Source organism: Novosphingobium aquae, from assembly GCF_037572715.1.
Taxonomy (GTDB): domain Bacteria; phylum Pseudomonadota; class Alphaproteobacteria; order Sphingomonadales; family Sphingomonadaceae; genus Novosphingobium; species Novosphingobium aquae.
Map to the genome: position 1 here is coordinate 214,961 of NZ_JBBHJY010000008.1, position 16,165 is coordinate 231,125.

At 62.1% G+C, this 16,165-nt stretch carries 10 protein-coding genes and 1 pseudogene; 5 read left to right on the top strand and 6 right to left on the bottom strand.

From position 1 onward, the window contains the following. Positions 1-14: 14 nt before the first annotated feature. From WG900_RS15845 to pdxR, 5 genes are all read right to left on the bottom strand, one after another. Positions 15-1,151, bottom strand: coding sequence for a putative porin (locus WG900_RS15845; RefSeq protein WP_339968595.1), 1,137 nt, complete (start codon positions 1,149-1,151; stop codon positions 15-17). A gap of 1 nt (position 1,152) precedes the next feature. Further along, positions 1,153-2,223, bottom strand: coding sequence for a PepSY-associated TM helix domain-containing protein (locus WG900_RS15850; RefSeq protein WP_339968597.1), 1,071 nt, complete (start codon positions 2,221-2,223; stop codon positions 1,153-1,155). Positions 2,224-2,368: 145 nt separating this feature from the next. Next, positions 2,369-4,549, bottom strand: coding sequence for a TonB-dependent receptor (locus WG900_RS15855; RefSeq protein ID WP_339968599.1), 2,181 nt, complete (start codon positions 4,547-4,549; stop codon positions 2,369-2,371). A gap of 214 nt (positions 4,550-4,763) precedes the next feature. Continuing rightward, complete coding sequence (locus WG900_RS15860) at positions 4,764-6,428, bottom strand: amidohydrolase (RefSeq protein ID WP_339968601.1); 1,665 nt, start codon at positions 6,426-6,428, stop codon at positions 4,764-4,766. Positions 6,429-6,576: 148 nt separating this feature from the next. Further along, the gene (pdxR, locus tag WG900_RS15865) at positions 6,577-8,037 is read right to left on the bottom strand and encodes a MocR-like pyridoxine biosynthesis transcription factor PdxR (protein WP_339968603.1); all 1,461 of its coding nucleotides are present in this window, start codon (positions 8,035-8,037) and stop codon (positions 6,577-6,579) included. A gap of 165 nt (positions 8,038-8,202) precedes the next feature. On the opposite strand from pdxR, the gene WG900_RS15870 reads away from it, so the two are divergent. From WG900_RS15870 to WG900_RS15890, 5 genes are read left to right on the top strand one after another with little or no spacing between them, the layout of a single operon-like run. Further along, positions 8,203-8,850, top strand: a complete 648-nt coding sequence (locus WG900_RS15870; RefSeq protein ID WP_339968606.1) for an FMN-binding negative transcriptional regulator — start codon at positions 8,203-8,205, stop codon at positions 8,848-8,850. Positions 8,851-8,855: 5 nt separating this feature from the next. Further along, entirely contained in the window at positions 8,856-10,244 is a 1,389-nt protein-coding gene (locus tag WG900_RS15875; protein ID WP_339968609.1) for an amidohydrolase family protein, read from the top strand. Next, positions 10,244-11,512, top strand: a complete 1,269-nt coding sequence (locus WG900_RS15880; protein WP_339968611.1) for an amidohydrolase family protein — start codon at positions 10,244-10,246, stop codon at positions 11,510-11,512. Before WG900_RS15875 ends, WG900_RS15880 begins: the two co-directional genes overlap by 1 nt. Further along, complete coding sequence (proC, locus tag WG900_RS15885; protein ID WP_339968613.1) at positions 11,509-12,285, top strand: pyrroline-5-carboxylate reductase; 777 nt, start codon at positions 11,509-11,511, stop codon at positions 12,283-12,285. Before WG900_RS15880 ends, proC begins: the two co-directional genes overlap by 4 nt. Before the next feature lie 31 nt (positions 12,286-12,316). Beyond that, complete coding sequence (locus tag WG900_RS15890; protein WP_339968615.1) at positions 12,317-15,547, top strand: amidohydrolase family protein; 3,231 nt, start codon at positions 12,317-12,319, stop codon at positions 15,545-15,547. A gap of 80 nt (positions 15,548-15,627) precedes the next feature. On the opposite strand, the pseudogene WG900_RS20280 reads toward WG900_RS15890, so the two are convergent. Next, a pseudogene (locus WG900_RS20280) lies at positions 15,628-16,165 on the bottom strand (IS6 family transposase); the annotation flags it as partial.

Below are 16,165 nucleotides of genomic sequence, written 5' to 3' on the forward strand. Positions count from 1 at the left end.
GGATCGAATCCGGTTCAGAAGTTCACAAGGAAGTTCAACCGGACTCGGTTGAGCCAAGCCGCCGGGTTATTCGTTCCGGCGTATAGCGGGTCGAGCGGGCGGTAGCGGTAGACCATGAAGTCGACGACCATGTCTTTGGCGGGAGCATGGGCGATACTGAGCCCGTGCAGCTTGTAGTTGGTCGCAAGGCTGAGATTGTCATGGGCGAAGGCGGCAAAAATGGCATCAACGCCGACGCGTGCGTAATTATAAGCGATACGCCAATCGCCGCGCTTTTCAGTACGGCCGGCGACGAGTTCGAAGTTCACGGCGGTATCCGTAGAGACCGCGGCCCCCAGATTTCGGACATAGTCCAAAGTGACGGCAATCGGCCAGCGCGGAGTCAGGCCGTTCCAGTTCAGTGCCGCTAATCCCCCTGCGAGTCTGAAATCCGACAGGTATCGGCCCAAGGCAACAATATTACCCTGAATGTCCTCCGAATCCGGCTGTGCGACCGATCCGAGGCGATAGTGATAATAGCTGCCGGCAAGGGTCAAATTCAGGACTGGTGACAGAGCCGCCATGAGCAGCACTTGCCCGCCGATCATGTCACTGTCGCTTGCGGTATCATTGTCGATCACGAAATAAGTGGCCCGGGCTTCAAGGTAGGCATTGCTAAGGTGCTTACCGTAAGTTGCGCCGACCCCCTTGGGAGCGAAATCGGCATCCCAGACCATGTCGGTTTGTTTGAAGATCTGCGGGAACTTTCCGGCGACGGCCGTTAGATCGCCCTGAGTGTAGCGCGCCCAAGCCTGATCCAACGTTGGATCGAGGTAGTCATCGACGTTCGAAAGCGCGATATCGGCTGAGTCAGGGTCCTCCGGCTCGCCGTTCTCAATCTGGGCGCCGATCGTAAGGCTGGAGGACACCCTATACGTGGCGCGTATGCGGGCGCGGAATTCTGAACGCCAGCGGTCGCGGGCATCTTTGACGGGCGAGTTAAGCTCTCCCTGAACCCGCAGGTCCCCGCTCAAATCAAGGCCCGGGATCCTGAACGCAGGGGTGTCGATAACGTGATGGTGCTGCTCCATTCCGTCTTGCGCGTCCTCGGCACTGGTTGGTGCCTCGGCGAGCGCAATCGCAATCACTGCAAAGCTGGCGTGGAAACGCATGTCAGGCCTTTCCTGACCTGCGCGGCTTGGTCCACAACATGGTCCCAAGCACGATGATTCCCAGCAGCCAAAAGCCGACAAGCGCCGACAACAGACGCCCCACAAGCCCGCCGAACTCCCCGGTGTGAAGGGGAAACAGCGCGCTCATGAAGCCGCGTGCCGGATCGGCCTGTGCGATCGGATAAGTGCCGCGAACCGCGCCGGTATTGGCATCCACCAGCACGACACTGGCGCCATAGGCACGTCGAATTTCGCCTGGCGCGCGGACGCGCACGGTATAAGTCGCGTCGACCTCGTCGGGCCAGCGAACCATCGTTAGTGTGCTGCCGGGTATGGCGGCAAGCGCGGAACTGGCTGCGGCAGCAAAGCCGACCGGATCCCCGGCGCGCGGCACCGCCGGCAGAGCCACCGGGCGAGCGCCGATCAGGTCTCCCACGCCATCCTCGAACTTCAGCAGGGTGCCAGTGGTGACGACGAGCAGGGCAGGCAGGCAACCCCATAAGCCGATGGCGCGATGCCAACTGTACAGGCGCGCGGGTAACGGACCCTTACGAGTCGGAACTAGCGCCGCCTGCCACGCCCGGCCACGAGGCCAGCCCGCAGTCAGGCCGAGCGCCAGATTGCTGAGCAGCAGCAGGCCGCTGATCGATACGATCCAACTGCCAAGCTTGCCGCCAAGCAGGTCATGGTGGATGCCAACCAGCATGCCCATCAGCGCGGGTTTCTCGATCGTAGCAGGACGAAGCACGGTGCCGTCGCCGCTGATCAGGACGCTGCCCTTGTCGAGATTGATGGTATAGCGGTCCGCCGCTCCGGCCGTGGTCCAGATTGTCTTGACCGTCGCGCCTGTAGACCTGATCGCATCGATGCGCTGTTCGATCCGGGCGAGGTCGGTCGGTTGGTGAGGCGAGGGATAAGCCGCGTCGGCAATCTCCCAATGGAACAGGATTCCGATCCCCGTAAGTGCCTGGACGAGCCAGAACGTGGCCGCAGCAAGGCTGATCCAGCGATGAAACTTCAGGATGCGTTGCCGGGACGAGCGATTGGAAGGAGCAGACTGAGCCATGATCATTATGGATTGCCCTCATTCTTGGGGGCGATGAACCTCCACAAATTTAAAGAACATGGGTCCAATCAGGGCTTTTATCGGAGAACGAAAAGCGGCCCGGTTGTCGCCAACCGGGCCGCCTTGCGGTCGGTGCTGCGTGGTCAGCTGATCAATATTCGAAGGTGATCGAGCTCTTGAAAGTACGCGGTGCGCCGATCGTCAGGTAGCCGCCGGAAGCAGAACCCCAATAAGCCTTGTTGGTGACATTCTCCGCGCTGACGCGGAAGGTCATGGGGTGGCCATCGACAACGAAGACATAACGCATGCCGAGATCGAAACGCGTCCAGGCGGGGATGCTCTGCGTGTTTGTCAGGTTCACATACTGCTTATCTGTGTAGACCACGCGGCCAGTCAAGGTCGCAGCCTTGAGGAAGGGCGGCACGAGTTCAGCACCAAAGCTGACCTGCCATTCAGGCACGCCAATCGCCCGCTTGCCAAGGTTAGCGGCGATCGACTTGGTGATTTTTGCGTCGGTATAGGTAATGCCGCCGATGAAGCGCAGCCAGTCGGTGGGTTCGCCATTCAGGCTGAGTTCGATGCCTCGGTTGCGCTGTTCGCCATCGACGCGGAAGGTGAACTGCGTCGGATTGGTCGGGGAAGGATCATTGAATTGCAGCGGCTGCGAGGTGGTATAGGCTGCCAGCGTGCCGGTTAGCCCGTGGATCGCCAGCTTGACGCCGGCCTCGTACTGGACCGACCGGTAAGGATCAAAGACTTGACCGGGGTTGAGGATGCCGACGGTAGTCGTTGATGCGACCGGGCCTTGGACCAAGGCTTCCATCCGGTTCGCATATATCGAGATGTTTTCGCTTGGCTTTGCGACAATCCCGATCGCCGGCGTCCACGCATGGCGGACGTAATTCGACGTCTGCGCATTCTGCTTGTTGTAAGTGCGGGCGACGATCCGCTGATAGCGGCCGCCCAGCGTCATCAGGAAACGGTCGTCAAGGAAGCCTAGGGTGTCTGATGCAAAGGCGCTGGTATAGGCAAAGGTCTGCGACCTAGGCAGATTGATCAGGTCGCCGCCCGTCGCAAGGGCAGTGTTACCGGTCAGCGGCGCAGCAACCACTGGCGCATTGTACAGGTTCGAACAGAACACGTTGACGGTCAGCGATGCCGCGGGAATGTTGGTGCAGGATGCGGCGGGGCGGGTCGTTGCGGGAAACACGCCATTCATGAAGGCGTTGCGGTTTTCCTGGAAGGCCACCGAAGCGCCGGCATTGAACTGATGCGAGACGCCGCCGGTGGCGAACTTCGCGCGCATACCTAGCTGCCCGGCTTCGTTATTGTCGGCGCGAGGTACGTAAAGGCGGGCCTGAGTGCCGTCGCCATTGACCGCGAGCATTGTGAGCGTTGAGTAATCACCGTATTCGGACCCGTCGCGCGCACCGATGGCAGTATAAAGGGTCACGTTAGGCGCAACATCCACTTCGATGCGGAACGTTCCATAAAAATCCCGAAGCTTGGTATAGGTCCAGTCCTGGGCATAGTTGTACGATGGGTCTGACGGTGGCGATGGGATCGAAGGGAGCGTGGCGGCCACGCGCACGATCGGGCGAGGCTTGAAGACCTGCTGGTTCTCGTACCCGACATCGAGCATGATCCGTGCGGGGCCGCTGCGGAAGTCGATCCCAGCGCCCAGAACCCCGACCTGCTTGTCTTCGCCGTGGATGGAATTCTCGCCTTTTCGGTACACGCCGTTGACGCGGATACCGAATTGTTCGTTTTCGCCGAAGCGCTTGCCGGCGTCGAAGTTGCCGCCGAAAATGCTTCGGCCGCCGAAGCTGGCCGTCGCCCGGTAGAGCTCCGTCCTGGCGCGCTTGGGCGTCAGGTTGATGCCGCCGCCCACGCCCGATCCGCCCGGAGGTGCGCCGTAAAGGAACGCGCTCGCTCCGTTGAGGACCTGGATGCCCTCATACAGTTCCGGCGAGATAAGCTGGCGAGGGGCAACGCCATAGAGACCGTCGATCGCAATCGCGTCGCCGAACAGTTGGAAGCCGCGCACGACGAACAGTTCCGCTTGGTTACCGCTGCCCGATGAAACGCGCACCGAAGGATCGTTCTTCATCACGTCGCCGATGGTCTCGGACTGCTGATTGAGCACCAGTTCGGCCGTATAGGTAGTGACGTTGAACGGCGTCGACATCGCATCTTGGCTGCCAAGCGCGCCAAGATCGCCGTTGCTGGTTACCTGTTTCTGCGCCTGCTGGGCGATGACGATGATTGTATCGTCTTCTTTCGCCGCTTCCTGTGCGAAAGCTGGCGCGGCCGAAGCCAGAACGGCTGCCATTGTGGCAACGCTTGAACCTCGAATTGCGGCGCGATAGGCAACCATGTCTCAAACCCCCGAATGCTAATGAACTGGACCGTGACGGATCGGGCGTGGCTGGGCCAAGCCCTATCTTGCCGCTACCTTGGAACCCCGCGTTGGGCCGAAAAACATCCAGTTTGCGTTTATCTGGGGGGCCAATGGCCATCCCTACTCGCTTGTGCCAATAAATCTTTCAGCCGAAACGCTGAATTCCAGAGACAATCGTGCGCAGCACCTTTGCCTCAGTTAGCAGGTGAGGGTCCAGCGCGAACAGATCCCGGTCCAGTACGACAAAGTCCGCGAGATAACCGGGCGCGATCAGGCCGAGCGAACGCTCATTGAACCCTGCATAGGCAGGTTCGCGCGTGTAACTGCGCAGCGCCTGGGCGAGCGAAACGCGCTGTTCAGGGAACCAGCCGTTCGGATTCTTTGCGTCCAGCGTCTGTCGGTTGATGGCAGCCTCAATCCCGGTGAGCGGATCAAGCGGTGCCACCGGCCAATCCGATCCCATGCAGACGTGGGCCCCCGAACTGACCAGCGATCCAAAAGCGAAACTCGTCTTCAATCGCTCGTCGCCTATCCGCCGCACGGCCCAGCGCCCATCGTCGATCGCGTGATATGGTTGGACCGACGCGATGACGCCCTGTTTGGCAAAGCGCGGAATCGTGGCCGGCCTGACATGCTGAACATGCTCGACCCGCAGCCGCCGGTCGCGCTTGCCATTTGCGGCGGCGACCGCTGCCATGATGTCGAGTATGGTGTCGTTGGCGCGGTCACCGATTGCGTGGGCGGTTATCTGGAGGCCCGCCATGTCGGCATCCTTCATCCATTGGCGCAAGTCGGCGGGGTCAGTGACCACGATGCCGCGCGTTCCGGGCTCGTCGAGGTAAGGCTCATAGAACAAGGCCGTGCGCGAGCCGAGTGAGCCGTCGAATACAACCTTGCAAGCTCCCCACTGCACCCAGTCGTCACCCCGCCCCTCCTGTTTGATCATCTCAGTCTGGCGCTGCCAATCCTTGAGTGGAAGATAGTGCCGAAAGCGGATACCGGGTTCACCTGCGGCATGCAGGCGGCGGGTGGATTCGAAGGTTAGCCAGTCCAGTTCGGTCGGATGAACCTGAGTCACGCCTTTGCTCAAAGCGAGCTCGATGCCCTTGCGCGTGGCTGCGTCGATCTGGGCATCGGTCGGCGTTCCGATCGCCCGCAGCACCAATTCTTTCGCGGCGTCCTTGATGATGCCGGTCGGTACGCCGCTGGCGTCGCGCTCGATGACTCCGCCGGGAACCTCGGGCGTATTGCGGTCGATCCCGGCCAACCTGAGCGCGACCGAATTGAGCAGCAAGGTGTGGAGATCGTAGCGTATGACAGCGACCGGCGTATCCGGGGTTACGGCGTCGATCCACGTCTTGTCGGGCATTTTCCCGCCCCAACGGTCCTGATCCCAGTTGCCACCTTCAAGCCATTGACCGCGTGGCAGCGCCTTGGCGGCAGCGGCGATTCGCTCGACGAATTCCTCCGGACTGTTCGCATCGCGCAACGAGGGTCGCGACAGCATGAAAGACGCCTTCACGAAATGGACATGGGAATCGATGAAGCCGGGCGTGACGAAGGCTCCGCCGAGATCGACGATCCTTGTGCGCTTGCCGATGCCAGCGCGCACGGCCGCTGCGCCGATGGCCGCGATACGATCCCCCTTTACGCCGATCGCATCGGTGCGGACATCACGCCCGGCGCCGGTCCAAATCCGGCCGCTTATATAGGCAACATCGAGCTCCCCCGAAGCTGCGAAGGCAGACCGGGCCGCAGCCGCAACAGCCGCGCTGGCACCAAAGGCGAGGAGGCTGCGACGATTGTACATGTCAGGCGTGGGCCATTGCGTGCGTTGGCCTGCTGTCGTGAAGGGTCTCGATTCGCATGAATTCCTCCTGCAGTTCAGGGAGCTTGGTCATTTGCGGGCGAATGCGAAACATCCAATTGCGGCCGGCCTCACCGGGCCAAGGTGCAGTTCAGCCAGCAGCTTGGCGCAGAGCGGCGATGGCGCTCTGTGCTTCCTGCTCCGTCAGGCTGGCAAATCCGATACGCAGGCCGCGCGGGGCATCGTCGCGCATCATGAACGAGCGCGATGCAGCAAAGCGCAGGCCCATCGCAGCGGCACGCGCCTCAAGCTGATCGAGATCTGTGTCGAAGCGCAACCAGAAGGCGAGGCCTCCATCAGGAATGCTGTATTCGGCCAACTCGCCGAAACTGCGATCAATCTCGGCAGCGAAATTCTCGCGGCGACGGGCGTAGACTTGCCAAACCTTGCGGGCGTGGCGGCGCAGTTCGCCATTCTCGATTAGTTCGGCAGCGGCGTCCTCGGTGAGAGTGTTGCCCATGCCATCGGTCAACGAAATCCGGTGTGCGATCGCATCGATCACCGACGGCGGAGCCGCGACATAACCGATCCGCAAGGCGGGCAGCAGCAGCTTTGACAGCGATCCGACATAGATCACCTGGCCGGGGCCATAACCCGCCATCGGTAGCAGTGGCTGCGATTCGAAATGAAACTCATGGTCGTAATCGTCCTCGATGATCGCAAAGCCGAACTGGCGGGCAAGCGCGAGCAGGCGCAGGCGGCGTTCCGGCCGCAGCGCGACCGTGGTCGGGAACTGGTGATGCGGCGTTACGAAAACAGCGCGCACGGCATTGTGACGACATAACGCTTCGACCGCCTCGACATCCATACCGTCTTCATCGACCGGCACCGACAGGACCTTGGCGCCAAGCGCGCGGAACGCGGCGACAGCCGGCTCGTAGGTCAGATCCTCGACAATGACCGCATCGTCGGGCTGGACGAGAACCTGAGTGGAGAGAAAGATGCCGTTCTGGCTGCCACGCGTGATGCAGATGTTCTCGGCGGAGACCGGCAGGCCTCGCTGGCTCTTGAGCATCGTCGCAATGCACTCGCGCAACAGTGGCGAGCCTCGGGGATCGCGATATTGAAAGCCGTTCCTGCGCGCCGCTCGGTGAGTAGCGGAGCGATAAGCGCGGGCAAGAAGTTCGGCAGGAAACAGCCTGCCATCAGGAGCACCTTCATCGAGCTTGAGACCTGGGCCAGCCGGCAAAGCAAGCGACCGGTCTGGCGGCGGCGCCACCCGGTAGTCAATCGCGACATTGCTCATGGTGACTTCAGCTTCGGGCTGCTTTTTCTTGACCGACTGGGGGAGCGACTTCGAAACCATGGTCCCGCGCGTTCCTGCGGAAGCAAGCCAGCCCTGCGCAATCAGGTCTTCATAAGCGAGCACAACTGTCTTGCGATTTACGCCGAGCAATGTCGCAAGCTGGCGGCTGCTGGGCAAGTAATCGCCCGAGGCAAGCCGGCCACGTTCGATGTCGCGGATCAGCGCCTGAATGATCTGCATATATATCGGGATGTTGCGAGAGGGGTCGATCCGGTCCACCAGACTGACTTGCCATGGCCTGAGCATTGGTCCTGCCTTTTCCATTCGATCGGCGTAACTGCGGGGGCCAACTGTAGCCTTCGGTTTCAACATCGCAAGCACTCGCTGGACCATGCAGCTTTTACGTTTTGGCGCTTGTTCGGGACCGGGGCGTGACGGACAAGGATGCTGAAATAAGGAATGTTGGGGCACATGAACGGGGCTGACATCATCGCCGGCACGGCAGGCAGCGAGGGAGGATCGGTCTCCGTGTTTGAGCGCTTCGACGCTGCGGACGTCCGTGCGTTAATCGAGGAATTCCCGCTCGCCTGGGTCTGCGGCGGACCGGCATCCACGCTTCAGGCAAGCCAGCTGCCGCTGATCGGGGTGTTCGATGCCGAGGGCAATCTGGTCGAATTGATCGGTCATCTGATGCGGTCGAATCCGTTGCTCGCCACGCTTACCAGCGATGCGGCAGCGATGATCCTGTTCAGCGGACCGGACGCCTACGTCTCGCCCGAACACGCCGGCAAGCGCGATTGGGCGCCGACTTGGAACTATGCGCAAGTGAAGGTCGAGGCGCAGGTCACCTTTGACGATGCGCTTACCGAGCACGCGCTTGGCGTACTGGTGGAGGCGATGGAGGCGGGAAGACCGCAACCCTGGCACATGGCAGAGCTTGGTTCGCGCTATCACGGGATGCTGACCCGGATCGTCGGATTTCGCGCGCGAGTGACAAGTGTATCGGGTAAGTTCAAACTAGGGCAGGATGAAGCGCCCGAGACGCTCGACTCGATCCTGAGTGTCCTGCCTGACGACGATATTCGGGCTTGGATGTGGCGATTCAACGACAGGAGCTGAAGGCGATGATGAAGCGGGTTCGGGCGGCAGCGGTGTTCGCTACGGCGGCCTTGCTGACGTTGCCGGTGCCGGCAACCGCGCAGCGCGCGGCCGCAGCGCCGTGGCAAGAAAATCCGTACCCCAGCACCTATCGCGCGCCGACACCGGAAGACCAACTACTTCGCGGCGCCACAATCCTAGATGGCGCAGGCAAGCGGATCGACGGCGGTGACGTTCTGGTTCGCGCTGGCAAGATTGTCGCGGTCGGCAAGGGGCTCGTCAATCCGGGCGTCCGCGAAGTCGATGCCCGGGGGCGGTGGGTGACGCCCGGGGTCATTGACGTTCACAGCCATGATGGGACCTTTGTCCGTCCGCTGTCTGATCCCGACCGCGAGGCCAGTGACGTTTCCGACCTGAGCAGTGCCAACGTCGCCGACACCTGGATCGAAACTGCGGTCAATTCGCAGGACACATCTTTCGATCGGGCGCTGTCGAACGGCGTGACGACCATGCAGATCCTGCCTGGTTCGACGCCGATATTCGCGGGCCGTTCGGTTGTGGTGAAGCCGATCCGCGCCTCGACCGTGTGGGGCATGAAGGTCACGGGCAATACCCAGGGCTTCAAGATGGCCTGCGGCGAAAACCCCAAGAGCTGGGGGGCAGAGAGCGAAAATGACGGACCGACCAGCCGGCAAGGCGTCATTGCCTATATGCGGCAGGGCTTCATCAATGCCCGGGCTTACAAACTGTCGCTCGAAAAGGCGCGGCTGGGGACCGGAGAGGCACCTCCGCGTGACCTGAAACTCGAAACGCTGGCTGGCATCCTCGCGGGCGATATTCGCGTCCACCTGCATTGTTACCGTGCCAATGACATCGCCGGAGCGCTGGCGCTCGCCAAGGAATTCGGCTTCCGGATCGCCGCGATCCACCATGCGACTGAAGCCTACAAGATACCTGCCCTCATGCGCGAGGCCGGGACTTGTGCGGCAGTCTGGGCCGATTGGTGGGGCTTCAAGATGGAGGCCCAGGATGCGATCCGCGCAGAAGCGCCGATGCTCGAGCGCGCCGGCGTATGCGTGATGATGCATTCCGATTCTCCTGCGGACGGCCAACGGCTCAATATCGCTGCTGCCAAGGCGGCTGGAGCAGGGAGGCGCATCGGCATCGACATTCCTCCCGAGCAGATGATCCGCTGGATCACCAGTAATCCGGCGCGGCTGCTGGGCCTCGACAAGCACGTCGGCATACTTGCGCCGGGCTATGAGGCGGACTTGGTGCTGTGGTCGGCCAGTCCATTCAGCATCTATGCCGAGCCCGACCTGGTGATGATCGGTGGTGCGGTGGCTTGGGACCGTACGAAGCCGCGCGGCGAGCCGGTTTCAGATTTCGAGCTCGGGCGGAAAGGCGCAAAGTGATGCGGAAACTCGCTATCATGCTGGCCCTCGCTACCACCGCTCCGGTATCGGCCCAAACCATCGTGGTTACCCATGCCGAGGCGTGGACGATGGACAGCGCCGAACCGGTGCGCGATGCGACGATCGTGATCGAATCGGGGCGTATTGTCTCGGTCACGGCGGGCGGGGAAGTGCCGGGTGGAGCAACGGTCATTGATGCGCGTGGCAAGCCGGTCACCCCGGGGTTCGTCAACGGCGCCACTCAACTCGGCCTTATTGAGGTCCGGTCGGCAAGCGAGACGAGCGACGAGAGTTCGGCCGACGATCGAAATGCGGGCTTCAGTCCGGCTCGCGCCCTGAACGGCAATTCAACACTGGTAAGCCTTGCCCGAGCGGACGGGCTGACACGCGCGCTGGTCTATCCCTCGCCATCGCGTCAACCGGTCTTTTCGGGTGAGCCGGTCATGGCGCGCCTTCGCGAAGGAGCGGACATTCTCGATCGCGGTGACCTTGCGGTCTATGCAACGATCGGCGGCGGAGCCTGGACCAAACTCGGCTCGCGCGCGCAGCAATGGACAGTGCTCCGCAACGCCCTGACCGAGGCAAAGCGCGCGGCGGCGAGCGACGTCACCCAGGGTCCTGCGAAGGGTCGCGGCAGTGGCGGACCACCACCGGCGCGGGGACGGCGTCCGGGCGAAAACCCGATCCGCGGCGTGATCGCCGGGGACATTCCGCTCGCAATCCAGACTCACCGTGAATCCGACATTCTTCAGGCGATCGCGCTCACCAGTGATTTCAAGATCCGAGTCGTCATCGTCGGCGGGGCCGAAGCGTGGCGAGTGGCAGATGCCTTGGCAGCGGCGAAGATCGGTGTGGTGCTCGATCCGCAAGCGAACCTGCCCTTTACCTTCGACCAGCTTGGCGCGAGGCAGGATTCCGCCGCAATCCTGGCGCGCGCCGGGGTGCCCGTAGCGATCGGACTTGTCGGAGGATCGATTCACATGAACTACAACGCCGGGCTGGCATTGCGCGAGGGCGCAGGAATCGCCGTTGCCAATGGTTTGCCGTGGTTTGATGGTCTGCGCGCCGTGACAGTCAATCCGCTCGCAATTTGGGGCAGGGGCGGCGGCACGCTGGCACCCGGAAGCGATGCCGACCTAGTGGTGTGGGATGGTGATCCGCTCGAGCCCTCGACCAATGCTCTGGCGGTGGTCATCGAAGGCAAGCAGGTTTCCACCCGGTCACGGCAGGACCTGCTCGCCGAGCGTTACAAAGACACGCGTCCGTGACGATCTTGCTGCTCGGTTGCGGACGGATGGGCAGCGCCTTGGCGCGCGGTTGGGCCGGCAGGCACCGCGTGCAGGTGTTCGATCCGATGGCAGGCGAATTGCCCGATGGAACCGAGCGGGCCACAACTCTCAACGACATCGAAGCGGCGAACGAACTGACCATCGTGCTTGCCGTAAAGCCGCAGGTCTTTGGCTCACTGGCGCAAGATTTGCGGGCCTTGGCGGCATGCGATGCGCTGTTTGTCTCAATCATGGCGGGGATCACGCTCAAAAGGCTGAGCAACGCGCTCGGCAGCGCACGCGTGATCCGGGCGATGCCGAATACGCCCGCAGCGATTGGCCGGGGGATTACCGCCGCGGTTGCTGCACGTGATTGCAGGACAGAAGATATAGCCACTGCCGATGCCTTGCTTCTGCCGACAGGGCCGGTCGTGTGGCTCGACAATGAAAACCAGATCGATGCCGTTACAGCTTTGTCGGGCAGCGGTCCGGCCTATTATTTTCGATTTACCGAGGCGTTGGCGGCGGCTGGCGCGGCAGCGGGCCTGCCCTCGGCACTGGCCATGCAATTGGCGCGCACGACATTCACTGGCGCAGCCGCGCTGGCCGAGGCTGACCTGGCGCCACTTGCCGAATTGCGGCGCCAAGTGACCAGTCCTGGCGGCACGACGGCTGCGGGACTGCGGGCGATGGAAGCAGATGACGCGATCGACCGGCTTGCCGGCGCCATCATATACGGCGCGGCCGAACGCTCGCGCCAATTGGCCGGGTAAGCACAACGCCGGTATTATTGAAGGAATGACGATGGCTCACCGGGCTCGCAAGGCATTGGCACTGGCATCGCTGCTTGCGACTACAGCGACCGCCTCGGCGCAGGATGCCCTGCCGCTCAAGCCCGACCGCAAGCTCGACTACGAGGTGTCGAGCGGAACCTATATGTCGCTTGCCGTTTCGCCCGACGGCAAGACGATCCTGTTCGACATGCTGGGCGAGCTTTACGCCTTGCCTTCGAAGGGCGGCCGCGCCGTGCCGATTGCCACTGGCATGGCGTTCGAGGTCCAACCGACCTTTTCGCCCGATGGCAAATGGATTGCCTATGTCAGCGACCGTACTGGCGGCGACAATGTTTGGATTGCGCGCGCCGACGGCAGCGGCGCGCGGCGGATCACCGAGGACGACGATGGGGCCGTGCGGACCTCGCCCGAATGGAGCGCGGATGGCAAGTCGGTCTACGTCAGCCGCCACCGCATCCGGCTCGACAGGTACGAATTATGGCGTCACCCGATCGATGGCGGCAAGGGCAAGCTGGTAGTACCGATCCGGCAAAAGCCTGACGCACCGCGCACCGCATGGCAAAGCACCCTTGGCGTCTCGCCCTCGCATGATGGCAAATGGCTGTATTTTGCGCGGCGCACGGGCGACCTTTCGTTTGAAGACCCGGTGCCTTGGACGGTTGTGCGGCGCAATGTCGCGACTGGCGCCGAAGAGACGGTGATCGACAATACCGGCGGACGCGAAGCAGCGGGCGAGGCTTACTTTCGCCCGGTCATCTCGCCCGATGGAAAGCAACTGGCCTATGCGACGCGGCGAATGGCGCAAACGACCCTGCGCGTTCGCAATCTGACAACGGGAGTCGACCGCGATCTTGGTCCCGCGCCGCTAGATCTGATGAACGGTGCGGCGTGGATTGACCTGATCCCTCGCTACAGCTTCACGCCTGACAGCAAGGCGATACTGATCGCCTACAATGGCAAGATCGAGCGGCGACCGATCGACGGATCGCCTCTGACGCGGATTCCGTTCAAAGCACGGCTCCAGCTTGCCGTGGCGCCCAGCACCCGCATCCGCTTCCGCGAGGATACCGGTTCGGTGCGTGCCAAGATGTTGCAGGGAACCAGCCCGTCACCTGACGGTGAACGCGTCGCCTATGCCGCGTTTGGTAGCATCTATGTGCAACCGGTTGATGGCAGCGCCGCGCTGCGCTTGCCGGTTAATGGCGATCCCGCATCAATGCCTAGCTGGAGCCCGGACGGCCGCCGCATCACCTACGTGACCTGGAGCGAAGCCACTGGCGGCGCGGTTTGGACGGTCCCTAGCGATGGCACTTCGACGCCGGTGCGCGTGAACGACTTGTCTGCCTACTATACCCACCCGGTGTTCACGCCGGACGGGAAGACCATCCTGACCCTGCGTTCCTCTGCGGCGGCGCGCCAACAGAGTAGTTACCTGATCGGTTCGATCCGCGCTGCACAGCTGGTCGAAATTCCGACGCAGGGCGGCAATGCGCGGGTGATTGCATCGGGACAGTTCGGCCAGCGGCCGCATTTCGTCGCCGGCCAGCCCGGCACTACCTATCTGATGAACGACAATGGACTGATCGCGGTGGATCTGGCCAGCGGGGCCCTGCGCGCTGTCGCTAATGTGAAGTCCGATGGCTATTATTTCACCGAGGCACCGCGCACCTCGGACGCGATCCGGATCAGTCCCGACGGCAAGTGGATCGCGGCGCAGGCGGTTCAGCAACTGTATGTATTGCCGGTGCCAGCGGATACCAGGGCGGTAATCAATCTTTCCGCGCCAGACGGTCCGGCGCGGCGGGTTACCGACATTGGCGCTGACTTTTTCGAATGGCGGGCGGACAAAAGCCTCATCTGGACGACGGGGAACTGGCTCCAGACCTTGCCCGACACCTCGGCACCGGTGCCCAAAACGCATGTCGAATTGATCGCCGAGCTACCGCGCGCCCGACCTGCTGGAAGCATCTTGCTCCGGGGGGCGCGGGCGCTGACGATGGCAAACGGCGACAAGGTGATCGACGACGCGGATATCCTGATTACTGCCGACCGCATTGCCGCGATTGGCCCGCGTGGTTCGATCCCCGTCCCGCAGGGAACGCCAGTGCGGGAACTCGGCGGCAAGACCGTCACCCCGGGGTTCATTGACGATCACGATCACATTGGCACGATCCGGCGCAACGTTATATCCTCTGAGGATTGGAGCTTGCGCGCGCGGCTGGCGTTCGGGGTTACGACTTCCTTCGACCCCTCAACCTTGGGGATTGACCAGATCGCCTATCAGGACCTGCTCGACGCAGGTCTGATGATCGGACCGCGTCTGCGATCGACCGGCCCGGCGCTGTTTTCACGCGAGCACTTCCAGTCGCTCGATGAAGTGCGCGCCGTGCTGCGCCGTTATCGAGAAGCGTGGGGTCTGCGCAATATCAAGCAATACCGCGCCGAAAGCCGCACTGTGCGCCAATGGATCGCGATGGCGTCCAGCGAACTCGGTCTGCTGCCAACCACCGAGGGTAGCCACAACCCGAAGCTGATCCTTACCCAGTTGCTCGATGGCTATGCTGGTAACGAACATGCCCTCCCGATTGCGCCGTTTCAGGAAGACGTAATCAAGCTGATTGCCCAAATGCGCACCAGCTATGTTGCGACCCTGCTGGTAAATACCAGCGGACCGGCGGCCAAGCATTACTATGTCGCCAAACACGATCCGGCACTCGACCCCAAGGTCCGCCGTTTCTGGTCACCATATGTCATCGCTTCCAAACTGGGGCAGCGCGAATGGGCCTCGATGGCCGCGTCACGTTCGCCTGTGCTGGCCGCCGACGTAGCCAAGCTTGCGGAAGCAGGGGCATTGGTCGGCATGGGGTCCCATGGCGACGACCCGGGCGTCGGTTTCCATTACGAAATGGAGGCCCACGTCGACGGCGGGATGCCGATTGCCGCAGTGTTGCACGCCGCAACTGCGGGGGCGGCAGAAACCATCGGCCGGCTCGACGATATGGGCACGCTAGAAGTGGGAAAGTACGCCGACCTGATCGTCTTCGACCACGACCCGCTGGCCGACATTCGCAATACGCTGTCCGTCAAACAGGTGATGCGGGGCGGCCAGTTGTTCGACGCCGATACCCTCGACGAGCTGTGGCCAACGGAGCGAAAATTGCCACCGGCCTGGTACGCCGAGCGCCATGTGGACCAATGGCCACCCGTCGACGAGCAGTCGCACGTTGAACTGCCTCGATAGCCTAATTGGTCTTTGAGGAGGTGGCAGTCTGATGCGAACTCGTCTCCACTAGACACAGCTACCGCCACTACAACCAAACCTCAGGCCATGAGCGACTGCCATTCGGCCAAGGCGACCGAGCGTCGTGTCTTGTAAGTCTGGCGATCGACGAGGTGGCGTTCAGAGTTGAAGTGGTTGTGCAGGCTGGCGTGAACTGATGCGAATTTCTGCAACGACTTCATGCGCCGAAATCGTTGCATCGCCCGTTCTCGTCGCCGCAATGGCAGGTGGCTGTTCTCGGCCCGGTTGTTCTTCTAACGCCCCATCTCACGACGGTCGAGATTGCCCAGTTCCCGCATGGCAGCGGGATAGGATCGCAGGCCGTCCGTGACCACGGCTTCAGGCCGGCCATGGTGCTTGAGCGCCTTCTTCATAAACCGCAATGCCGCTGATCTATCCCGTTTTGTGGTGACGTATGACTCCAGAACCTCACCTTCGTGATCAACCGCACGCCAGAGATAGTGCATCTCGCCGTTGATCTTGACGTACATTTCATCGAGGTGCCATCGCCACTGCCGGAAGCCCCGCATCCGGTTGATCCGCTGGCGGCGAATGTCTGCGGCAAACAGCGGCCCAAAT

Coding starts and splice junctions, on each gene's coding strand:
- WG900_RS15845 (WP_339968595.1), bottom strand. CDS start 1,151: ATGCGTTTCCACGCCAGCTTTGCAGTGATTGCGATTGCGCTCGCCGAG.
- WG900_RS15850 (WP_339968597.1), bottom strand. CDS start 2,223: ATGATCATGGCTCAGTCTGCTCCTTCCAATCGCTCGTCCCGGCAACGC.
- WG900_RS15855 (WP_339968599.1), bottom strand. CDS start 4,549: ATGGCAGCCGTTCTGGCTTCGGCCGCGCCAGCTTTCGCACAGGAAGCG.
- WG900_RS15860 (WP_339968601.1), bottom strand. CDS start 6,428: ATGTACAATCGTCGCAGCCTCCTCGCCTTTGGTGCCAGCGCGGCTGTT.
- pdxR (WP_339968603.1), bottom strand. CDS start 8,037: ATGCTCAGGCCATGGCAAGTCAGTCTGGTGGACCGGATCGACCCCTCT.
- WG900_RS15870 (WP_339968606.1), top strand. CDS start 8,203: ATGAACGGGGCTGACATCATCGCCGGCACGGCAGGCAGCGAGGGAGGA.
- WG900_RS15875 (WP_339968609.1), top strand. CDS start 8,856: ATGATGAAGCGGGTTCGGGCGGCAGCGGTGTTCGCTACGGCGGCCTTG.
- WG900_RS15880 (WP_339968611.1), top strand. CDS start 10,244: ATGCGGAAACTCGCTATCATGCTGGCCCTCGCTACCACCGCTCCGGTA.
- WG900_RS15890 (WP_339968615.1), top strand. CDS start 12,317: ATGGCTCACCGGGCTCGCAAGGCATTGGCACTGGCATCGCTGCTTGCG.